A 6,149-nucleotide genomic window follows, 5' to 3' on the forward strand; every position below is an offset into this window, starting at 1 on the left:
CCGTCTGCTTGCGCTTTGTCCACGCCTGCTTGGTCGTTTGCTGCGTCAATGGCTTGGATAGCTTTGTCCGCTGCCGCTTTAGCTTGTTCCTTAGCCGCTGCTTTTTCTGCATCTGAAAGGTTAGCGTTCGCATCAATCTCGGCTTCTTTTTCCTTAAGCTTAGCTGCTACTGCTTCCTTAGCTTTGTCCTTAGCCACTGGGTTAACTGCTGCTACTGCGGCAATTCCGTCTGCTTGCGCTTTGTCCACGCCTGCTTGGTCGCTTGCTGCGTCAATGGCTTGGATAGCTTTGTCCGCTGCCGCTTTAGCTTGTTCCTTAGCCGCTGCTTTTTCATCGTCGGATAAGTTAGAATTATTATCGATTTCTTTTTCTTTCGCTGTTTTTTCAGCATTGATTGCTGTAATTGCAACTTCTTTTTCGATAGCTAATTTTCCTTTATCTTTTGCAGAATTGATACCATCTTCAGTTGTTGCTTTATCAATAGCATCTGTTGCATCTTTTACTTCTTTAGCTACTTTTGCTTTTTCTTCCGCCTTTTGTTCTGGCGTTAAGGTTGGACTAGCTTCAATAACATCTATCGCTTTTTTAGCAGCAGCTTCAATTTCTTTTTTAGCACCATCTCTGTCAAGAGCTTTCAATAACTCTGCTGCTTTTGTTAACTCTGCTTTAGCTGCTTCTACTTGTGCTTGAGCTTCTTGTACTTCTGCTTTTGTTGCATTATCACCTTTTGCTTCTACTGCGGCAGCTGCTGCTTTAGCTGCTTCTAATTGTGCTTTTAATTCTTCATATTTTCTTTCATATGCTGCGATACTTTCTGGTGTCTTACCTGTTTCATCAGCTTTTACTAATGAATCTGCAGCTGTTTTTAATTTAGCTTTTTCTTCTGGTGTTGCTGCTTCTACTAAAGCTTGTTTCGCTGCTTCTAATGCTGCTTTCTTCTCATTAACTTTATTTAAAGCTTCCCTCACTTTTTCTGGTGTTGCATTTTCGTCATTAATAACTATTTCTGCTTCTTGAATCGCTTCTTGGGCAGCTGTTTTCGCATCATTATATGCTTTTGCACTATCCGTAGTCTTACCTGTTGTTGGATCTGCTTCTGTTGCTAAAGTATTTAATGCTTCTTTTGCATTTGTTAACTCTGATTTGTCAACTTCTAATGCTAATCGCTTCAATAAAATAGACTCTAAAGCTTTCTTATATTCTTCTGTTGTCTTAACATCTGTACTTGTTATAAGTGTATTAGTATTTTCTAATTCAGCTAAATACGCAGCTTTTGTATCATTTGTTTTTCCGTATGTATCTTCTGTTTCAGTTGCTTTTAATTTTTCATAAATACGAGATAATAAATCTTTAGCTATTTTATTAGTATCTTGAGTAATATTAAAGCCTAAACCTGATATTGGTAATGCATACTGCCTTAATGGAGATTGATATCCCATTCCTAAATGTTCATTATCAGCAGAGCTAATTCGTACTGTATAATCCGTAACACCTTTTTCTAAATCAATCTCTTTACTTTCAAATGTACCTGCCGTCCCTGTCGGAATATAATCTCCTTTCATTTTACTTTCTACTTCTGTCTTGTTTAGTTTACGATTATTAAAGTTGCTACGTATAAACTTACCATTACCGTCTCTTGCTTTAGTAACTGTTGCATCACTATCTGTTAAATCTTTTTGAGGATCAAACATTTTTGAATATACTGTCTCTGGTTTTCCATTTTTATTCACAATAACTTCAACTTTATATTTAGCTTTTGTTCCATTAATGTCTCCAGTATATCCTGTTTTAAATTGAATCTTTACTTTTGAACCCACTTCTGTTGAATAAGCTTTGAAAGTCTTCTCTATTCCATTATAATCCTTAAGAGCTTTGGCAGTGCTGCCCGATAATCCTGTTCCTCTATATTCAGAATTATCGTAGGCCGCCTCCTTAGAGCTAGCACGCGTCCTTACCTCTGATAACAACAAGATATAGTTACTTGTCCTATCAAAAGCTTGTTCCCCTGTGTATGTCCTATAGTGCTTCCCATTTTGTTCACTATACACGGTATTTACTGTTTCAATCGGAAAAACTCCATCTTCAGTTTTCTTTGCAATTGCAAATTTACCAGTTTCTCCTACCGCTTTCCAACCACCGAAGTTTGTAATATTTTTAACTTGTCCTGATTGTGTATTTGTTTGTTCCCCCAGTTTATCCATATCATTAATTTTTGTATTATTTTGGATAGCGCTTGGTAATTTTTCTAGTTTTTCTTTTAATTCATCTAGTCCTGCATCATCCCCTGGAGCTGTATAAGTCTGATTTGCAGCTAGGTCGTCATCGGTTGGAGTCGCTGTTGGGGCAGGTGCATCACGTCTTTTACGTACTTTTGGCTTGTTGCTTGCTTCTTCTGATCTTGTACCTTCACTGTCCTCTGTAGATTTTGGAGAGCTAGAGTCCCCACTCACAGAGTTTTCATCCGATTGAGTCTTTGTTGTAGTTTCGCTTCTTTCAGATGAGTTGGCTTCTTCCTCTTTGGTCTCTGGATGACTTTCTTGCTTGCCTTCATCCCCTGCTTCAGTATTGGTTGCAGATCCTTGTTCCTTTGCAGCAGGAGCAGCGTAGGTTGGCTGCTGTTCCTCTGATTTTTTCTCTATTTCCGAATCCTTATCAGCTGCCACCTCCTCATTCGACTGTATGGCCTGCGCTTCCTCAGCAGATACCGCTCCACTTCCCATAAAGAGATACAGCGCCGCCACGGCTACCGAGGCAGCTCCAAAACTAACCTTACGAATCGAAAACCGCAAGCGCTTTTCTCTATCTTCATTACCTTTATAAAACATATATCATTTTGCTCCTTTTCCGATAATTATCGGCTTAGTATATCTATGGAAGGGCAAATAAAAAAGCCCCCCCCTAAAATATTTGAGCATACTTTAGGTAGGTTCAACTCATTATACTCCTTTTCATTTTATAAATCAAACATTATGAACTAATCTTGATATGATACGGTTTATTATGAGAAGAGAAGATTGACTTCATTTTCTCCTACGATTGGTTCTTTATACAGACTCAACATATCCACGACAAGCTGAAACCAACATTGTTTGACTTGATCGTCAAGTCCTTCACTTCACCACCTGCTAGCTGTTTTAAAAGAAAAAACGCTTGAAAAATCAGCGTTATTCTTCGTATATTATTAAAATATATGATTCTATCAGTTTTTTAGAAATATTTTATAGTTCAAGAACGATAAGCTCGAGAAACAGCTAGAGTTTCAAATTGCACTACTATCATACAAAACTCTTTGATCCTATTTATTTTTATCACAATTTTGATTTATAGTTCTCCGAATACCTTTTAAATGTGAAAGCATTTCATTGGAGCTTTGAAAAATACATACACTGTTTTTATTCGTATGTTAACTTGATAGAATCTTTGTCTTCAAGCATTTTTTAATGTTAACGACAGGCAATATGAAGTTGGGGAACTCATTACCCCGAGTAATCATATCAGATACGATAGGCCGAATATAGGACCAAAGAATTGCTAGACCATTCTCTTTAAGAAAAGTTTCAAAATCAATATCAAATTCTGTCTCGTCATATATAAATGAAAATTCTCCAACAATATCTACAATAAGCTCAAAAGCAGAATCATCTGAATCTATATTTCCTTGCTTTGTTATCAAGTTAACATAAGCAAGGTTTTCAGATTTTCTTATTAAAATCTGTGCAGACAATTCAGGATGTAAATTAATAGTACTATTTGTTTGGTCAAAACTAGGATTTCTTCGATAGGATACTTCATTTAAAAAATAATCTTTAAATTGTAAAGAGGACATTAAGCTGCCACCTCACTATTTTCTTTTGTTGTAATTAAGTTTTCAGAATCTATTGGTAAATATGAAAAACATGACTTCTTGTTTTTTATATTATATTTAGGCATTGCATTTACTTTAGTTATAGAATTCAAATCATAAAACTCTTTTTGATTATTTAATTGAGAAGTAAAATGGATTTCATCTTTATATTTTTTAAGACTTCCTGATATATTCAAATCATAATCAAATTCATTGTTTACTGAATAAATTTTGTTGGCCTTAATATTTTCAACTAATTCTTGGAACATTGGAGAATCCATCAAAGAAAATTCTTCAGTTCCTAAAAAGTTTGACAATAAACTCATAAAAGCCTCCTTATTTATAAAATGTTTGTAATACAATTTAAATCACGGATACAAATTTCCTCTCCGTTCTTTCCGTTAATTACTGGTAAAAATGGAATATCTGTATATGTTTTAGACTGCACGGCTTCATAATTTTTCCCATGCTGAGACGCTAAATCAAGCAACAGCTCAATAATTAATCCTTGATTTTGGTTAAGAAGAGTAGCTCTATTTTTGGCTCCGCTATCTGCAATATCTGTAATCTCACGTTCAATTTGAATAAATGCCGCTTGTCGATATTCTTCTAATAAGCTTTGGTTTGCTGAGTCATCCAACATAAAAATATTGTTCATAGAGCTTAGGATGATTTTAGCATGAATTAACTCAGGCCTAACCCCGGGTTTGCTTAGTTCAAATGACTTATACTTTGCTACATGAGCAGAAGCAATCGTTTTACCAGTATCTTTGTCAAAAGGTAGAAAAAAATAAATACCATTACCCAAGTCGTTCGGATGTCTCTGCTTATGAATACCAGGTTTATATTTCTCATAAGAAAAACCAGCAGATAGAATCTTTTCTTTTATTGGTGGTGCCGTGCCACCCACTATATTGTAGCATAGAATCTCCTTATGAAGCTACTAACTTGATTATACTGTTAAAGCTTAGATAATTCAACTATTACGGGATTTTTTGAAAACATTCTAGCGATTTCCAGAACGGAACTGAGCATTAAGACAATAACTACCTCACCTTATCATGCCAAAATTATCGGATTTTATCAGAATTAAAACCCCATAAAATCGGGCTTTTTCCATTCTTCAAGAAAACGCTTTTTTGAAGAATAGGATTGTAATTTCTGGTTCTAATCGTTCAAAATGCGTGTTTTTGCAAAATAGAAATGCAAGCCAGAACCTGCAAAAACATTATCTATTCTAAATAGTCTTTTTCTGTTATGACTCTTAATCTAGTAGAATAATTCTGGAATGTTGAGAATTTAAAGCGTTTAGGATCTTCAAGTTTGTTTCTATCGTTCATTTCTAAAGCACGGTTATAGTCTATAATAGCTTTTATCAACTTATTAATTATAGCTTCTATCATTGTCCATTACTTTATAATAATCTTCGATTTTTCGAAGTCGAAAAGTAGTATTTAGCAAATAACTTTCATCTTCTAAAATCAAGGTTTTATCAATATCTAATCCTTCAACATACCCTTCTTTTGCTGAATTTCGAAGCTTATACTTCAACTGATACTTTTTAGGAATATAACTTCTAAATGGAATCAAGAAAGTTAGCCCCTGTATTTTGACAACAGTTACCGCAAATCCCCTTCCTTTATTCATTACTTCCTTCGTCTTAAAGTCATAGTCCATCGCTTGAATAAGGTCGTAATCCTTGCACATTTTAAATCAATTTGACCTAATTTTAACTTTTTGCTTTTCATTTCTATTCCCTAGATAAAAAGCTCACTAAAAAGTGAGCAACATTTCCAATGAGATACTTCTGTTGACGAGCGCGTCTCTCCGCCCCCTCATTGCCTCACGAAAAGGCTAGACGAATCGAAAGGAGGTGAGTTTTCCTGTTTTCAATTCTACTTATTCTTACACATTTTTTTAATTTTGTCAAACAAAAAAACGCAAGCCTAAGCCTGCGGTGAGTGTAATCTATTTTGAAATTTTTAAATAAAAAAGGAGCATTTAAGCCCCTCCTTTGAAATAACGGACCCTTTGGCTGGTCGGTGTACCCAGCATCTCAGATACCTTTTTGCAAGGTGTGGCAGGAACCTTTCTGCCCTCAAATGTCTTTCGTTAATGTTATTCTAGCACTATCTAATTTTTTGTCAAGTTTTCTCAATCTACCAGACTGAATACGTATTAGCTACACCCTCAACAAATTTATACTCTTCGAAAATCCCTTCAAACCTCCTCAGCTTCCATCTGAAACCTCAAAACAGTGTTTTGAGCAACCTACAGCTAGCTTCCTAGTTTGCTCTTTGATTTT

Annotated in this window: 5 protein-coding genes; all 5 read right to left on the reverse strand. The window is 35.3% G+C overall.

The window, feature by feature from the left end; all coding sequences use genetic code 11:
- On the reverse strand, window positions 1-2,825 hold a 2,825-nt coding region (locus HT703_RS10820), incomplete at its 3' end, for a DUF1542 domain-containing protein (RefSeq protein ID WP_172930081.1).
- Window positions 2,826-3,403: 578 nt separating this feature from the next.
- Entirely contained in the window at window positions 3,404-3,826 is a 423-nt protein-coding gene (locus tag HT703_RS10825; RefSeq protein WP_226372392.1) for a preprotein translocase subunit SecB, read from the reverse strand.
- Window positions 3,826-4,170 carry a hypothetical protein gene (locus HT703_RS10830; protein WP_050971712.1) on the reverse strand — a complete coding sequence of 115 codons (345 nt, stop codon included), beginning with the start codon at window positions 4,168-4,170 and terminating at the stop codon, window positions 3,826-3,828. The genes HT703_RS10825 and HT703_RS10830 overlap by 1 nt, the downstream gene beginning before the upstream one ends.
- A 14-nt stretch (window positions 4,171-4,184) precedes the next feature.
- Window positions 4,185-4,754 (reverse strand): hypothetical protein, encoded by a 570-nt coding sequence (locus tag HT703_RS10835; protein WP_138701546.1) that lies wholly within the window; start codon window positions 4,752-4,754, stop codon window positions 4,185-4,187.
- 473 nt (window positions 4,755-5,227) lie between these two features.
- Window positions 5,228-5,491 carry a hypothetical protein gene (locus tag HT703_RS11900; protein ID WP_238375686.1) on the reverse strand — a complete coding sequence of 88 codons (264 nt, stop codon included), beginning with the start codon at window positions 5,489-5,491 and terminating at the stop codon, window positions 5,228-5,230.
- Window positions 5,492-6,149 lie beyond the last annotated feature (658 nt).

This window comes from Streptococcus sp. 3874 (assembly GCF_013276425.1).
Lineage (GTDB): Bacteria > Bacillota > Bacilli > Lactobacillales > Streptococcaceae > Streptococcus > Streptococcus pseudopneumoniae.